A 14,866-nucleotide genomic window follows, 5' to 3' on the forward strand; every position below is an offset into this window, starting at 1 on the left:
TATTAAACGGCAACTTCCGCTAAAATATCATCTAGCTTTATTTGTAACTCTGTTATTCCTACCCTTTCCACGAAATCAAGGAAGGTTTCGGATATAAGCTTTGTTTCTTTGAAAAATAGGATCAGTTCTTTCAGAACATGATAGAGCTGTTCAGCTTCCACTTTTCCTTTAAGTTTTTCATTGAACTTCCCGCCTTCATTCAACGTTCCTCCGACGTATATCTCAAAAGCCTCGACCATCTTTTTATCCTGGTTCTTCATTTTTATGCCTTGCAGCCCTATCTCGGCGATGGCTCTTTGACCGCAATTATTAGGACAACCTACCATATGCATCCTTACAGGTACATCGAGATCTATCTCCTTGTCCAGTGTTTCAGAAATGGTCCTCATTCTGTTTTTTGTTTCAACGAGTGCCAGGTTGCAATACTCGATGCCTGTACAAGAAACGGAATAACCAATGAATTTTTTTGGTTGATATGGAAATCTTTCAAAGATGGATTCCTGCTTTAATTCCTCAAGTTTTTCATCCGGAACATTTGGAATGATCAGGTTTTGTGAATTACAGTTGCGGATTTCACCATTTCCATATTTTTTCGCAAGTTCGGCAAACTCGATCACTTCGTCTGGATTTAGACGACCAACAGGTATATTGACCCCAACATAGTTCAGACCATCTTGCTTTTGTTTATGGATGCCGTAGAAATAACCTGCATTCCATCCCTTCACAGCACTTTCTCCCTTTTCAGGAAGCGGACCTGTGTATTCCAGCAATTTTTCCTTGAATCGTTCAGGACCCCAATCAGCGACAAGGAATTTCAATCGCGAGCGATGACGTTTTTCACGGTACCCAAAGTCACGGAATATCCTCGTGATGGCGGCCGCTACTTCGACTGTTTTTTCAGGTAAAATGAATAAGTCAAGTTCTTCTGCCAGCATCGGAACGGAGGATAGCCCACCGCCTACTTTTACGTGAAAACCAACTTCCGTTACTCCATCAATTACTTTAGTAGCCGGATTGAATGAAACACAGTTGATTTCAGCATTTGAAGCATTATGGATATTAGCACTTATGGACATTTTATATTTCCTAGGAAGGTTCGAATAGTCTTCGTTAAGGCGGAAATACTCAAATACATCATAAAGTACCTCGCGAGTATCAAAAAGTTCGTCAGAATCGACGCCTGCCAATGCATTACCGATGATATTACGTGTGATATCACCACAAGCACCGGCCGTAGTCATTCCAACCTTTTCCAAACGGTTTAAGATATCCGGGACTTGTTCGATGGTCAACCAGTGGAATTGAATGGCTTGACGGGTTGTAATGTCATATACATCCCTCCCGTAATCTTTAGCGATGTTAGCTAGAGTTATCTGTTGATCATAAGTCAGGATACCTCCGGGAATAACGACACGCATCATCCAGTAACCTGCTTCTTTTGGCCGTTGCAGGTATAGACCTGCCCACTTGAACATATCCCAATTCTCTTTAGGGATGGAATCAAAACCATTTGCAGCGTAATGTGGAATATCATCGAATATCTTCAATCCGTCTTTTTCCAATTTCCAGATTTCCGTTTTATTTTTAGCGATTAGTGGATTTTCCGACCAAAATTTCTCGTAAACCATTACTTTTCCTCCTTGATTAGATCGCTTTCTTTGCTGTCAAATAGGCGATTACCTGTTCAACGCACTCTTCAATGCTGTATTGGTCGGATTCTAAAATGATTTCCGGTTGTTCAGGTTCTTCGTATGGAGAGTCGATTCCGGTAAAATCTTTAATGATTCCTTTACGCGCCTTGTCATAAAGACCTTTTGGGTCACGCACTTCGCACTCTTCGATCGGACACTTTATGTATACTTCAATAAACTCCCCTTCATCGAGTAAATCACGTACAATCTGCCGATCTGCCCTGAAAGGTGATATGAAGGCGGTCAATACGAACTGCCCACTATCCACGAATAACTTGGAAACCTCACCGATTCGCCTAATATTCTCGGTCCGATCCTCTTCAGAAAAACCTAAATCTTTATTTAAACCGTGGCGGATATTATCACCATCCAAAACATAACTTCGAATATTCCGATTATATAACTCTTTAGCGACCGCATTCGCAATCGTTGATTTTCCTGAACCCGAGAGTCCTGTAAACCATAGAACTGTGCTTTCATGCCCGTTCTGCTTCCGGCGGAGCTCCTTGGTCAATGACGTTTCATGCCAAGTGACATTCGTACTTTTACTCATTTAATAATCCCCCTCTTCATGTGATCCTTCAATTTATGTCCTATCAGTTATAAACTTCATTCTTTTTAAGACCTTCGATCAACACCTCGATGACTTCTTTACGGCTAAAGGTAGCTGGAGGAATTTCTCCATTACGCAACATTTCCCTTACCTTCGTTCCAGACAGGATGACATGGTCTTCCTTGCCATGCGGACAAGTTTTAGCGGAAGCCATATTGCCACATTCTTTACAGTAAAAACTATGTTCAAAGAATAATAGCGTGATCCCTAACTCATCTGCGTTAAAATTCCCAAAGATTTTTTGAGCATCATATGTGCCATAATAATCACCCACACCCGCATGATCACGTCCGACGATAAAATGGGTGCAACCATAATTTTTACGGACCATCGCATGGAAAATCGCTTCTCTTGGTCCTGCATAACGCATGGCAGCAGGGAAAACTGCAAGTGAGACGCGATCCTTGGGATAATATTTTTCAAGCAACACTTTATAGCTTTCCATTCGGACATCTGCCGGAATGTCATCGGATTTAGTGGCACCTACAAGAGGATTTAAAAATAAGCCGTCGACAATCTCCAATGCTGTCTTTTGAATATATTCGTGTGCACGGTGAACAGGGTTCCTCGTTTGGAATCCGACAACCGTTTCCCAGCCTTTTTCAGCAAAAGCTTTCCTTGTCTCAACTGGGTCCAGATAATTTGCTTGAAATAGCGGACGCTCTATTCTCTTGACTAACTTTATTTCTCCGCCGACATATACATCCCCGCGGTTATATAAATTTTTAACACCAGGATGCTTCTCATCATCCGTTTGATATACTAATGTCGCTTCCAATTGTTTATCGGGAGTGAAAATATCGGAAACGGAGAGAACTCCGTATGTTTCACCTTCATGAGTCAGCTTTACCTCTTCACCTATAGTAAGAGTTTCTGCAACTTCAACGTTCAAAGGCAGCGTAATCGGGATGCTCCATACATGGCCGCTGCTAAGCCTCATATCCTTGACAACTGTCTCATAGTCACTTTTAGTAAAGAAACCTTTGATCGGGCTGTAGGCACCAGTGCCTATCAATTCAAGATCACTTAAAGCTATTTCGTCAATTTCAATTGACTTTGTTATTTTACTAAAATCATATTTTGGTTCCCAAAGATCGATTAGTGTTCCTCCGTGCGGTAAACTGATTGTCATGCTAATTTCCCCCTATGGTTTCTATTTATTTAAGCCTATAATTTCTATTTATTTAAGATAAATGCAATCCGCATTCCGTTTTTTGGGCTCCTTGCCAACGGCCTGAGCGTAAATCATCTGCATTGAAGGCAGGTGCCGTACATGTTTTACAACCAATGCTTGGATATCCATTATCATGCAGGATATTATATGGAAGTCCATTTTTGTGGGCATAACGCCAAACATCTTTCCATGTCCAATGTATGAGTGGACATATTTTTACTGACTTGAACTTATTATCCTTATTGATATACTCTGTCAGAGCCCTTGTTTCAGATTGCTCCCTCCGTAGTCCCGAAAGCCAGGCTGTTGCCGTTGAAAGCACATCTGTAAGCGGAGTGATTTTACGGATGTTACAGCACTTATTGGAATCGCTAAGCCATAATTCATCCCCATGTTCCGCTGCCTGTTCTTCAAGCGTCAATGCTGGTTTCTTCATTTCGATTGAAAGATTTGGATATCGCTTTTTCACTTGATCGATCAATTGGTAAGTTTCCTCAAAATGAACATCTGTATCAAGGAAAACTATTTTTGCCGAGGGATTGACCTTCGCCAATAAATCCGTAAGCACGATGCCTTCTATACCGAAACTACACGCATATATCAGTTTGTTTCCATAATGGTCATTCGCCCATTGCAGTACTTCCAAAGCACCTTTTGTCTCACTATCTTCAGGAAATACAGGTAAATCCCCGGTGTTGAAATTTTCATAGTTTATTAATGCAGCCAACTTTGTAGCCCCCTCTAAGAACTTGCTGTATGTCGCTGGTTAGAGTTACTTTTGATCAATGCCCGTTATAATCTTCCCCAGTTTAAATGACCCTAGGAAAAAGAGACGAATCTAACCAATACTCTCTTTATATCAGTTAAACCCGCCTCTAGTTTTTCTAGTCAGCAGATACCTTATTTAATTCTTAGTTTTTCATTTCTTTCCATTTGAATGATTTTACCATCTTGGACAATAAGTGTAATCGATCCATACTTCATTGAATTAAGCATTTCTTGAAGTCGTTCAAATATTTCTTCAAGCTGATTCTCTTTATCCAAACCTGTTCCTCCTTTAAGAAAATCCGCGAATATATTATTTCACCGCTGATTAAATGAATTTATTAAATTTATATAATTCCAAACAACCTTAAATTGTTATGGTTTCCCAAAGAATTTTGCGAAAAATAAAAATCTTTCCATGATGGAAAGATTTCAAGGTAAATATTCTTTACCTTATCTTCCAAAATGATCAACATTTTGTTGGAGGTAGCACCTTGCATCCATCATGCAGGTTGCTGGACTTCAAAGGGCCAATTCCCTCCGTCGCTCTGGATAAGTTTTATTATTTTAAATATTAACATATATTTAATCCTTGTCAATGGAGTTTTCTTATAAAATAACTTGGTTTAATATTATGGAGGAACTGTTATTTTTATACACACTATTCCATTCATGATTTTATGTTCATTTAAATATGAAAATAGACTCGTCTTTTTAGATAAAGTCTCCAAAAAATGAGTCTATTTTCATTATTAAGCTATTATTGATGCCTGTCATTCATTGAAAAAGTAATTACTTGAATTCCATTCCTTTTATTGAAGTCGATTACTTATTAATTTCTTAACTGAATCGCTTCTATAAATTCTTGAACCTGACTCTGAACGCGATCAACTAAATTCAAGTCATTGATCGGGTTTTCTGAATTCTGTTTATCTATTTCCTTATCCACAAAATATATGCCCTGCAACGGCTCGCCTTTTAATATTGAAATTAATGGTTTAAGCGCATAATCAATCGCCAATAAATGCCTGTTACTTCCGCCAATCATAATGGGCAGCACTGGCTTCCCCTTAAAAGCTCCTTCTGGCAGCAAATCAATCAAGGCTTTTAATACCCCTGTATAAGAAGCCTTATATACCGGTGAACCAATGATGATTCCTCTGGCTGCTTGTATTTTCTCCGAAAGCTTTAAGATATCTTCGCTATTATATTTCCCTTGGAATAAATCATCTGCTGAGAAATCCGTAATTGAGTAATAAGCTGTGGTAAATCCTTGGTTTTCGACTAATGATTGAATATGTTTTAGTGAAATGTCCGTTCTTGATGGAATCGCTGGACTTCCTGATAAAATTACGATATCGCTCATATAAATCCCCTCCCATATTACATGGTTTTAGAATAAAAATCCTCGTAATGAATTTGTTGCAGCATGCAGTTATCGTAATAGTCTGAAAAATATAAGTCAAATCTTACACTCCGGTTTATTAATTTCACAAGTAATGATTGCTTACCATTCAAAAAAACACGGTCATATTTGCGGCTTGATGCTCAGCCTTTTAATTTGACCGTTTCATTATGTATGATTTTGTTTTCCATGAATACCATATACCAAAAGTTGTGCAATGCTCTTAATTCGTTCAGAAGTAAAATATGGTTCCTTTTTCTGTTGATGAATCTCATAATGTGTAGATAATGCCAATGTGAAAGAAATGATCCCCACATTAAAAAGGATAATATCAGAAATATATTGTATCTCTCCGCTATCTATTCTCTTCTGTATTTCAATATGCTTGACATTCGGCTTGAAAATTTGATCAACATATTGCTTTGAAATATCTTGATCGAATTGTGTTTCCCGAAATAATATCGAAAACTGTTCTTTATTTTCAAGAACGTTTTTTATCATGGTGCAAACGTGATTTTCCACAAGATCATCAGTTGACAGATGGTTTGTCCCATCTTCAGCCTCCTCTTTTTCATTAGGAGTAATTGTAGCCAGAAGCAAATCTTTTTTGCTTTCAAAGTATTTGTAAATAGTAGCTTCGGAAACATTGCATGCAGAGGCAATTTCATTCGTTCTTGTCATGTCAAACCCTTTTGTCGCAAAAAGAGTCCGGGCTACATTTATGATTCGTTCTTTGGTTTGCTGCCCTTTTTTCAAAAATATCAACCTTCTTTTATAAAGATAAGACTGGTTTCACCAATCTATTTTACATGATATCCCGATGGTACCAATCGGTCAATATTACCTTCGATCTATTAGAAATCAATATTCCCATATATCGTATATAGAAAACATCGGCTAATTTGAACGATGTTTTCTTTTTCAGATAATCATTTAAAAGATGCATAGCCATCATCGACCATGACTACACTTCCATTGATTGCATCCGCTTCTTCCAAGGATAATAAATAGACAGCATTTGCAATGGCTTCTGGCTTAATTAATTTACCGCGCATTTGACTTGCATTCAATTTATCGATGATTCCCATATCTTTATAGCCTTGTATGATTGGAGTATCAACACCGCCTGGTGCAATGCCTACTACGCGTATTCCATAAGCACCCAATTCCAAAGCTGCTGTCTGTGTCATCATTCTAACAGCTCCTTTGGACGCCTGATAGGCAAAAGTCCCATGGGAAGCTAAGTAGCCAAACACAGAGGCGGTATTTATAATGACACCCATGATACCCAGTTCCTACATTTTCCTGCCTGCTGCCATGATGCCGAAGGCCACTCCGTGCTGGTTCACTCCAATCGTTTTGAAGTACCCGTCCATATCTTGATTGAGGATCATCCCTCCAGCACCAATGCCGGCATTATTAAACATGATATCGATCCTACCGTATGCTTCGACCGCTTTTTTGATTAACGCTTCAACATCTTCATGATTGGAAACATCCGTTTTAACAAAAATGCCCTCTCCACCATCCGCCGTTATCCGTTCAAAGTTTCCCGTCCCATTTCTTCATTAAAATCCGCAACAACGACCTTGTCCCCTTTGGCTGCGAATTTCAAGCATGTCGCTCGGCCAATTCCGCTTGCTCCTCCTGTAATAACTGCAACTCTTGCTGTCATATACATACCCCTTTCAAAGCTCATAACAAATAAGTGAGTAATTACTTACTTATTTGTTATATAAGTATAAAATAGTAATTTCAAGCAATATGTTATTTAATCATACCCTTTTAGCTTTTAGTGCATTAGAAAGAAAAGCTGTCCTAATAAAAGGACAGCTTCATTTGTTTAACAGGTTTTCAATTCGACTTTACTTATGGATGTCTTAACCATTTCAATGAAAAGTTGCATGAAACGATCATCCCCCGTTAATTCTGGATGAAACGCACTGACAAGGACATTTTCTTGTCTCGCAGCGACAACATTCTCTTCATAAACAGCCAATATCTCTACATCTTCTCCAATTCCATCCGCAAATGGAGCTCGGATGAAAACGGCCTTAAAAGGTTCTTCCATTCCTTTAATTGATAATTCAGCCTCGAAACTATCCCGTTGACGTCCAAATCCGTTCCTTTTCACGGAAATGTCCATTAGTTCAAGATAGGCCTTCTCATCACCAGTCAATTCGTTGGCCGCCAATACCATCCCCGCACAAGTACCGAAAATAGGTTTTTTATGTTCGAAGAAAGTTTTGATTGGTTCCTTGAATCCATAACGATCCATTAGCTTTCTCATCGTGGTGCTTTCTCCGCCTGGAATGATTAAGCCATCGATTTCTTGCAGCTGTTCCGGTTTTTTAACAAGTATTGCTTGTTCACCGGCAGCATTGATTTGGTTCAAGTGTTCTTCAACTGCACCCTGTAATCCCAAAACACCGATAGTTATCATATTACCATCCACGTTCCTGCATACGTTCTGCTGGAGCTAGTTTGGAAATATCGATTCCTTTCATTGCACTGCCCAACTCTTTTGACAACCGGCCTATCAATTCATAATCTGTGAAATATGTAGTCGCTTGAACGATTGCCGATGCGAATTTTTCTGGATTCTCCGATTTAAAAATACCGGACCCCACGAATACGCCATCTGCTCCCAATTCCATCATCAGTGCTGCATCTGCTGGAGTGGCAATTCCGCCAGCTGCAAAGTTAACTACAGGCAATTTACCCGTCCGTTTGATTTCTCTTAAAATTTCATAAGGGGCACCAATATTTTTTGCTTCCGTCATTAATTCATCATCACTCATGATGCTCACTTTACGAATTTGGGACTGTACCTTTCTCATATGACGCACAGCTTCCACGATATTACCTGTACCTGGTTCTCCTTTTGTACGAAGCATCGATGCTCCTTCTCCAATACGGCGTGAAGCTTCGCCTAAATCACGGCAGCCACAAACGAAAGGAACTGTGAAATCACTTTTTAATATATGATATTCTTCATCAGCAGGCGTCAGCACTTCACTTTCATCGATATAATCCACTCCCATGGATTCCAGGATCCTTGATTCAACAATATGGCCAATCCTTGCTTTAGCCATGACCGGGATGGATACTGCATTCATTACTTCCTCGACAATTCGCGGATCTGCCATTCTTGCTACCCCGCCAGCCGCACGGATGTCTGAAGGAACCCTCTCCAATGCCATGACAGCGACAGCACCTGATGCTTCAGCAATTTTTGCTTGTTCTGCATTTATGACGTCCATAATTACGCCACCCTTTTGCATTTGTGCCATTCCTCTTTTTACTGTGTCAGTTCCTAATAATTTTTCCATTTCTCTTCCCCCTAATATTTGCATTTTTTAGATTTGTTGTGTTTAGTATAAAAAATAGTTGACCGTATTGAAAGTGTCAGTTTTAATTAATTTAATGGGGTCAGTATAATTTTATCTAAAAGGCGGAAACAATATGAATATGCTAACTTGTGATTTAAATCGATTTAGTGAAGTACCTTTGTATGAACAATTATATTCACATATTAAAAAAGAAATCATTGATGGCCGTCTTCTTTATGGCACAAAACTGCCTTCCAAACGTAAATTGGCAGAGTTCCTTCAGATTAGTCAAAATACTGTCGAGACAGCATATGAACAATTAACTGCTGAAGGATACGTTGAAGTCATACCAAGAAAAGGGTACTATATTCAAACATTCGAGGATTTAGAGTATACGCAAACCGACCAAGTTTCCTTGGAACAAATTAATGATAATGAGGGGAATTTACTGTATCATTTTCATCCCAGCCAAATTGACACGGAAAACTTCCCATTTGAAAAATGGAGAAAATACACGAAAAATAAAATTGATGAATCGCATCAAGATCTTCTTTTACTGGGGGATTCTAGAGGGGAATATGAATTACGATGTGAAATTGCCCATTATTTGTATCATGCACGTGGGGTTCAATGTGTGCCTGAACAAATCATCATTGGTGCAGGAATGGAAATTTTATTGCAGCAGCTTGTACTTCTTTTCGATAAAAATGCCATTTATGGTGTTGAAGATCCTGGATATCATTTGATTCACCGGATTTTACGCAGCTACCCAAATGAAGTCCATCCACTGCAAATTGATGAAGAAGGCGTAAAGGTAAACCCAATTGAAGATTCAAAGATCGATGTAGTGTATGTAACTCCCTCACATCACTTCCCCTATGGGACGATCTTATCCGTTAACAGACGGACGCGATTGCTGAACTGGGCTCAAGGGGCAGCAAACCGCTATATTATCGAAGACGATTACGATAGTGAATTTCGTTATAGTGGAAAAACAATTCCTTCCTTACAAAGTATGGATGCTGGTGATAAGGTGATTTACTTAGGATCATTCTCCAAATCATTGATGCCATCAATTCGGATCAGTTATATGGTTCTACCCGCTTCGCTGTTACAAATGCATCAACAGAAATTATCTTTTTACCATTCAACCGTTTCACGGATTGATCAACATGTGTTGACACAGTTCATGAAGGAAGGGGATTTCGAAAAGCATTTAAATCGGATGAGGAAAGTTTACCGGCGCAAGTTGGATAAAGTGATCGAGCTGTTTAAACCACATCAACAAATAACCATCACTGGTGAGCGGTCAGGATTACATATCGTCCTCATCGTTAAGAACGGCATGGATGAACAGACACTTATTCAAAAGGCAAACGAAGACCATATTAAAATTTATGGATTATCCACATATTCGATCGAAAAAATTGACGAACATCCTCCTAAAATCATATTGGGCTTTGCAGGGATTCCTGAATCTGAATTGGAAAAAGCCATTCACCTTTTATTGAAATCATGGGGTTTATAAAGAAAAAAGAAGTTCACTGTCGTGAACTTCTTTTTTTTTAACTTTTAGATAAATATTGTTCCATCATATCCTTGGGTACCATGCTCCCGCCAGTCGCCCAGATGATATGTGTGGATTTGTTCATTTTATCCAGCAGTTTTTGGTCCCTAATATATTTCCTTCCTTCTGGACCTGAAAAAAGTTGTATGGGTCCGAATGCTCCTGCGAGGGCAGATGGTTCTAAATAATAACCTTCCGTCTCTGCCATCTCCCGGAGCAGTTCGAATAACCTTTTATCCTCTATGGTATAGCTGCCGCTTAACATGGTCGTCATCATACTGGAAACTAATGCTGAAGGTCTTCCGACAGCAAGTCCATCCGCTTCCGTCTTATTATCGATTCCAAATTCCTGCACCGAGACTTTGTCATGAAGTCCTGTCATCAATCCGAGCGTCATGCATGGTGAGTGTGTCGGTTCTGCAAAAAAACAATGAACATCATCTCCGAAGGCTAACTTGAGCCCATATGTGATACCGCCTGGTCCGCCGCCGACTCCACACGGTAAGTACACAAACAAAGGGTGATCTTCGTCAACTGGAATGGACATATCTTTCAGTTGTTTCTTCAGCCGCGTTGCAGCCGTCGCATATCCCAGCAGCAAATCCACCGAATTTTCATCATCAATAAAATGGCAATTTGGATCAAGTAATGCTTCCTTACGGCCTTCTTCTACAGCTTTACTATAATCATCATCATATTCTTTTACAATGACACCAAGACTTGTTAATTTATCCTTTTTCCACTGTTTGGCATCTGCCGACATATGGACTGTTACCTTAAACCCCAGCTTAGCGCTTATTATACCAATACTCATTCCTAAATTGCCGGTTGAACCGACTGCAATCGAATATTTTGAAAAAAGCTCTTTGTATTCATCACTCGCAAGTATTCCATAGTTATCAGCTAGTCTTAAACCACCATGCTTCATGGCAATTTCCTCGGCACGTTTCAACACCTCGTAAATACCTCCGCGTGCCTTGATAGATCCTGAAATAGGTAAATGACTGTCACATTTAAGCAAAAGTTTCCCAGCCATTTCAGTCTTATAGGATTCTTCCATTTTTTTTTGCATGGAAGGAATCTCAACTAGTGGTGATTCAATGATTCCCTCCATTGGTCCAGTTTCCGGAAAGGCATTAATCATATAATTTGCGAATCTATCCAATCTGTCCTCAGCCGTTTTAACCTGTTCAGCATGGACGATTGGGTTTTCTTGTTTGGCACCGTAATTTGGATTCATCCAGAAGACTTCATCCATGTTTATAAGATTTTTAAGCATTGGATCTTTCGTCTTCCACTCCATAATCGATAAACCTGCGATTTTATGCATCTCCACAGCAGTCCCTCCCAGTATATGTAGTATTCATCATCTACTATAACTCAACAAACTGCAATAAAGATTACAATTATCATTTTTTCAGGGAAATCAGCTTAGAATGTTAAATTCACTTTTAATTTCCCTCGCACACTATTAATAAACCAAATTTCCTCAGCGCTATTAAGGTCAGCCTTTGAAATGGGCTTTTCTTTGATTTCCTTCTTCCTGATTAACTCTTGACGAAAAGTTCCAGCAAGTAGTCCTGATTCCACAGGAGGCGTAAAGAGGTCTCCATTTATTTTCACCACTACATTTCCGTTCGTGAATTCCGTGATGTATCCTTCTTCATTCCAAAGTAAAACGTCATGGAAGTCAGGATTATTCATTTGAAAGCCTTCATATACATCACGATTAGTCGTCTTATGAAAAAGAAAGGGATTTCCGCTTGATATTGGAGTTTCAGCCAAGATAGCTGTTAATTCTGAATCAAGGAGCTTAATTGCTTGTCCGGAGACTTCAATTTCACCATATTCATTAAGTAGTACCCTTACCTTTTGCAACGTGCCTTTATTCAAATCCGCATACTTTTGGAGTTGATCTCTAAGTTTCAATTCAGAGAACCGATAATTAAAGTAATCAGCGGATTGTTTCATCCGATCGATATGATCATTCAACAAATAATATTCTCCATCGTTGAGCTTCATCGATTCCAATAGTTTGTATGCAGGACTTTCGACTGTCAATAATTTGGCCTTTAAAAAGGCTTCGTCATATTCTTCCGTTAACTCGGAATCCCAAGTGATTCCCCCGCCTACCCCATACTCGGCTTTACCTGTTTCCTTTTCGATCACGACCGTACGAATCGGCACATTAAAAACGGCTTCAGAATCAGGAGTGATAAACCCGATTGCACCGCAATAAACTTCACGTGGGGAATTTTCGATATCGGTGATGATTTCCATCGTTTTTATTTTAGGTGCCCCTGTTATCGATCCACATGGAAAAAGGGCCTTGAATATATCAATGATTGTTGTTCCGGGTTTCGTATCGGCTGTTATCGTCGATGTCATTTGCCAAACGGTCGGATATTTTTCAATTGCCTTAAGTTGTGGAACCTTGACACTTCCTGGTTCTGCAATCATTCCCAAATCATTTCTGAGTAGGTCCACAATCATGTAGTTTTCAGCTTGATTCTTTTCCGAGGCTGCTAACCAGTCTGCATTGAGTTGATCCATTTTCAGTGTCGTTCCCCGCTTTACCGTTCCTTTCATTGGTCGAGTAATCAGCTGACCATCTTCCCAACGGAAAAACAACTCAGGTGAAGCAGAGAGGATTCGATGTGTCCCCACATTCAAATATGCACTATAGTTCGAGCGTTGAGCTCTCTTCAAGCGATCAAAGAAAGCGAAGTCATCTCCTTCGAACTTGGATTGCAAACGCATCGTATAATTCACTTGGTACGTATTGCCTTTCTCAATTTCTGATTTTATTCTTTGAAACCCGGAATGATAGGTATTTGAATCCGTTTCTGATTGCCATTCAGCCAAATTAAAGGTCCCTGTCATTTTTCCAGGTAATTGTTCTTCCGGTTTATCAAAAATTCCGAACCATAATAATGGCATTTTGGCTCCATCTTTTACTTTAAAAGATTTTTCAAAAGCAGGTGCAGCTTCATAGGAAACATATCCCGCTGCGTAATGCCCCTGTTCGATCGCTTCCTGGACTTTTTGAAATTGAGGAAGGACATCCCCAATGGAATGGGCGGTGAACACTTTTTTCGGGTTCGTAAAATAGAGTGGCCTGCTGTCACCTTGTTTATCTGTGAAGTGAAATATTAAGGATAAAGGATCTTCTCGTTTCATTCTTTTCTCCTAACTTTGTTTATAAAGTCAATCGTTATGTATTTTTAAAAAAGCTTGCAGATACGTGATCTGCAAGCTCATTCAATGACACTTATTTCATTCCAGTCACTTCTGCAATGATTTCATAAGAACGAAGGCGTGCATTCTGATCATAAATGGCAGAGTTTATAATCATTTCATCCGCCTGGGTTTCATCTAAAAAGGTCTGCAACTGCTCTTTTACTTCTTCCGGATTTCCTATAATGGAGGCATTCAGTTGTTTCATGACAATGGCCTTTTCATATTCTGTCCAAATGCCTTCCATCGTATCAACTGGAGGAGCAAGTTGTCCTGGTGTATTACGGATCAAATTCAAGAATTGCTGTTGATAAGATGTAGCAATCCTTTGTGCTTCTTCCGAAGAATCTGCTGCAAAAACATTGACACCAACCATGACATAAGGTTTATCGAGAACGTCTGATGGTTGGAAATTATTGCGGTAACGAGCTAAAGCTGGTTGGGTATTTTCAGGGGAAAAATGGCTTGCAAATGAAAATGGCAATCCCAGCTGAGCTGATAATGCTGCACTGAAGCCACTTGAACCAAGCAGCCAAATCGGAATGTCCTGTCCTTCTCCAGGGATGGCACGAACACGATTATGTTTAGAATCCGCATCCAAATAGCTGCGGAGCTGTGCTAATTGTTCAGGAAAATCCTGACCGTTATTACGTACATCACCCCGGAGAGCCATGGCCGTATATTGGTCGCTTCCCGGAGCTCGCCCAAGTCCCAAATCTATTCTACCAGGATACATTGCTTCCAATGTTCCAAATTGTTCTGCGATAACAAGTGGTGCATGATTCGGCAGCATTATGCCACCAGAACCCACACGAATTCTTTCCGTCTTTCCTGCCACATAGCCTATAAGCACTGACGTTGCAGAGCTTGCGATCCCTGGCATGCTATGGTGTTCTGCAACCCAGAAACGGTTATAATTCCATTGCTCCACATGCTTTGCTAAATCTATTGTATTTTTAAAAGCTCCCGAAACTGTACCACCCTCAACAATAGAAGCTAGGTCCAGAACGGAAAAAGAAATGTCGCTAAGTTTTTTTGCATGTTGATCAGCATTCATATCTTCATCTTCTTTCTTTCAATTA

The 14,866-nt window shown here is 39.6% G+C and carries 13 protein-coding genes, 1 pseudogene and 1 riboswitch; of the genes and pseudogenes, 1 reads left to right on the top strand and 13 read right to left on the bottom strand.

Going from position 1 to position 14,866, the window contains the following annotated elements:
• Positions 1 to 2 precede the first annotated feature (2 nt).
• From ACDZ29_RS24715 to pdxS, 10 genes and pseudogenes are all read right to left on the bottom strand, one after another.
• A complete protein-coding gene (locus tag ACDZ29_RS24715; protein ID WP_375088995.1) occupies positions 3 to 1,628 on the bottom strand; it encodes a nitrite/sulfite reductase in 1,626 nt (541 codons plus the stop codon).
• 16 nt (positions 1,629 to 1,644) lie between these two features.
• The gene (cysC, locus tag ACDZ29_RS24720; RefSeq protein WP_289316278.1) at positions 1,645 to 2,244 is read right to left on the bottom strand and encodes an adenylyl-sulfate kinase; all 600 of its coding nucleotides are present in this window, start codon (positions 2,242 to 2,244) and stop codon (positions 1,645 to 1,647) included.
• Between the two features lie 43 nt (positions 2,245 to 2,287).
• Complete coding sequence (gene sat, locus ACDZ29_RS24725) at positions 2,288 to 3,436, bottom strand: sulfate adenylyltransferase (RefSeq protein ID WP_375088996.1); 1,149 nt, start codon at positions 3,434 to 3,436, stop codon at positions 2,288 to 2,290.
• A gap of 52 nt (positions 3,437 to 3,488) precedes the next feature.
• Positions 3,489 to 4,193 carry a phosphoadenylyl-sulfate reductase gene (locus ACDZ29_RS24730; RefSeq protein ID WP_370017047.1) on the bottom strand — a complete coding sequence of 235 codons (705 nt, stop codon included), beginning with the start codon at positions 4,191 to 4,193 and terminating at the stop codon, positions 3,489 to 3,491.
• Positions 4,194 to 4,378: 185 nt separating this feature from the next.
• The gene (locus ACDZ29_RS24735) at positions 4,379 to 4,522 is read right to left on the bottom strand and encodes a YezD family protein (protein WP_072273036.1); all 144 of its coding nucleotides are present in this window, start codon (positions 4,520 to 4,522) and stop codon (positions 4,379 to 4,381) included.
• Between the two features lie 171 nt (positions 4,523 to 4,693).
• Positions 4,694 to 4,802, bottom strand: a riboswitch (SAM riboswitch).
• 273 nt (positions 4,803 to 5,075) lie between these two features.
• Complete coding sequence (gene ssuE / locus ACDZ29_RS24740; protein ID WP_289335157.1) at positions 5,076 to 5,609, bottom strand: NADPH-dependent FMN reductase; 534 nt, start codon at positions 5,607 to 5,609, stop codon at positions 5,076 to 5,078.
• A gap of 207 nt (positions 5,610 to 5,816) precedes the next feature.
• Entirely contained in the window at positions 5,817 to 6,404 is a 588-nt protein-coding gene (locus ACDZ29_RS24745) for a TetR/AcrR family transcriptional regulator (RefSeq protein ID WP_375088997.1), read from the bottom strand.
• 173 nt (positions 6,405 to 6,577) lie between these two features.
• A pseudogene (locus ACDZ29_RS24750) lies at positions 6,578 to 7,323 on the bottom strand (SDR family NAD(P)-dependent oxidoreductase).
• Positions 7,324 to 7,491: 168 nt separating this feature from the next.
• Positions 7,492 to 8,091, bottom strand: coding sequence for a pyridoxal 5'-phosphate synthase glutaminase subunit PdxT (gene pdxT / locus ACDZ29_RS24755; protein WP_289316273.1), 600 nt, complete (start codon positions 8,089 to 8,091; stop codon positions 7,492 to 7,494).
• Position 8,092: 1 nt separating this feature from the next.
• The gene (pdxS, locus tag ACDZ29_RS24760) at positions 8,093 to 8,980 is read right to left on the bottom strand and encodes a pyridoxal 5'-phosphate synthase lyase subunit PdxS (RefSeq protein WP_061463387.1); all 888 of its coding nucleotides are present in this window, start codon (positions 8,978 to 8,980) and stop codon (positions 8,093 to 8,095) included.
• A gap of 133 nt (positions 8,981 to 9,113) precedes the next feature.
• Between pdxS and ACDZ29_RS24765 the strand changes: the two genes are divergently transcribed.
• Positions 9,114 to 10,508, top strand: a complete 1,395-nt coding sequence (locus tag ACDZ29_RS24765; RefSeq protein ID WP_375088998.1) for a PLP-dependent aminotransferase family protein — start codon at positions 9,114 to 9,116, stop codon at positions 10,506 to 10,508.
• A 37-nt stretch (positions 10,509 to 10,545) separates the two neighbouring features.
• Here the strand turns inward: ACDZ29_RS24765 and ACDZ29_RS24770 are convergent, their stop codons facing one another.
• The 3 genes from ACDZ29_RS24770 to ACDZ29_RS24780 form a co-directional block, all read right to left on the bottom strand.
• Positions 10,546 to 11,877: a D-serine ammonia-lyase gene (locus ACDZ29_RS24770; protein WP_375091217.1), complete on the bottom strand. Its 1,332-nt coding sequence runs from the start codon at positions 11,875 to 11,877 to the stop codon at positions 10,546 to 10,548.
• A 101-nt stretch (positions 11,878 to 11,978) separates the two neighbouring features.
• Positions 11,979 to 13,727, bottom strand: coding sequence for an aminodeoxychorismate synthase component I (gene pabB / locus ACDZ29_RS24775; RefSeq protein ID WP_375088999.1), 1,749 nt, complete (start codon positions 13,725 to 13,727; stop codon positions 11,979 to 11,981).
• Between the two features lie 91 nt (positions 13,728 to 13,818).
• Entirely contained in the window at positions 13,819 to 14,841 is a 1,023-nt protein-coding gene (locus tag ACDZ29_RS24780) for an LLM class flavin-dependent oxidoreductase (protein ID WP_375089000.1), read from the bottom strand.
• Between the last annotated feature and the right edge of the window lie 25 nt (positions 14,842 to 14,866).

The organism is Peribacillus sp. RS7 (genome assembly GCF_041956845.1).
GTDB lineage: Bacteria > Bacillota > Bacilli > Bacillales > DSM-1321 > Peribacillus.